General features: G+C 38.7%; 4 pseudogenes. All 4 read left to right on the plus strand.

Annotated features, from left to right (window positions below):
* Positions 1 to 140, plus strand: a pseudogene (locus FTV30_RS16555) (IS30 family transposase); the annotation flags it as partial.
* 108 nt (positions 141 to 248) lie between these two features.
* Positions 249 to 380 (plus strand): annotated as a pseudogene (locus tag FTV30_RS16560) (IS30 family transposase); the annotation flags it as partial.
* Positions 373 to 1308 (plus strand): annotated as a pseudogene (locus FTV30_RS16005) (hypothetical protein); the annotation flags it as partial. The pseudogenes FTV30_RS16560 and FTV30_RS16005, both read left to right, overlap by 8 nt.
* A 50-nt stretch (positions 1309 to 1358) precedes the next feature.
* Positions 1359 to 1528: pseudogene (locus tag FTV30_RS16010) on the plus strand (IS3 family transposase); the annotation flags it as partial.

The raw sequence follows: 1528 nt of genomic DNA on the forward strand, positions 1-1528 counted from the left end.
AAATACTTGAAGAAGATTTAGGCATAGATGTATATTTCTGTGACCCACATTCACCCTGGCAAAAAGGCACATGCGAAAATATGAATGGTTTAATTAGGCAATATTTACCTAAAGGGATTGATTTAAATCAGGCAGATCAGCATTAGACTTCTTGCGTTAGTCAAAATTTAAACAGCATAAAGCTACATTTAATAAGGTTTTAGCCAATTCAAAAATTAGGTAAAACGATACTTTCGCAAGAGGTCTATTATTTAAATCAAGTTGCCATGTCACTGAATACTCGTCCTAGAAAAGCGTTAGATTGGCTTACACCATTAGAGAAATTTGCTCAGCTTGTTGATTATCATAAGACTTTTCAAACTGTCGCACCTCATGTTTGAATTCGCCCAGTATTATGATCAGCGTTATGCTGATTATTATAATGGTAGTTCAGCTGGCTTGAATTTTGTAAATGATGGTACAACAAAAGAGTCAATTACCCCATGGTTAACTGATCGGTCGAAAGCAGCTGCACTTAAAAATACTCTGGAAATGATTGAATTGTTATACGGAAATAATTATGCAGCGAATCTTCCAAATTCACCTTTTTACCAAAGTTTTAAACAGCAGTTTCCAAGCTATGTTCGTGCAAATGTCATTAAAAATACAGTAGATAGTCAGCTTGCAGCCAAGACCACTGAAATGCTAAATCAGTTGGCTGCAGATTATGCGAAAGAACAGGCAACAACAGCCAGTAATACCGTGCATGATGAAGTTGTACGAAATGCAATAAATATGGCAAAAGCTGCTGCACAAAATGCCAATATTGGAAGCCTGCGTACCAAGGCAGATGTTTTCATTTATGGTCTGGCATTATCAAAAAGTGATGACTCGCTGAGCACGCGATACAGTAATCAGGGTTTTAGTTGGGGATCTGCAGATAATCCTTGGTTATTCCGGGCAGGAACTGAAAGCGTCAAACAGTTTAAGGACGCTGCTAAAGATGTAGGCTATATTGCTCTAGAAGCGCCTCTTGCCAAGATTGCTCCAGATGAAAGTGATAATAATATTAAATTGGGGTTTTGGAGTGATATTTTTGCACGTGAGCTTAATTCCTCTAATGTTGTCGATCCTATAACAGGTGGGCCCACTTCAGGGCTTGATACAAATTACCGATTAAGAACGCAATTTGTTGCCAATGGTCTCAGTTTAAATGGTTCGCAAGTTCGGTTATTCCAAACCTTGGAATCGGATAATAAGGACTATAATCAAACTTTAGGAATGGCAAGTATCGTTCGTTTAAATACCAATGATCGGCCAGAAACTCTATGAACCGTACCGGGTTTGTCGGAGACCAAGCTTTCTGAGAGAATGTCCCGATGAAAAAAGTAAAATATACCCCTGAAATCAGAGAAAAGAGCTGTTCAATTATTGATTGAATCCGAGAAAGATTATCCATCGAATTGGGCTGCGATCACCGCTATTGCTCCCTGAGCAGTATACTGCGCAAGGGTTGTACTCCTGAAACACTACGTGTTTGGTATCAAAA

Origin of the sequence: Acinetobacter sp. YH12255 (assembly GCF_013417355.1) — a bacterium.
Classification (GTDB): Bacteria; Pseudomonadota; Gammaproteobacteria; order Pseudomonadales; family Moraxellaceae; genus Acinetobacter; species Acinetobacter pseudolwoffii.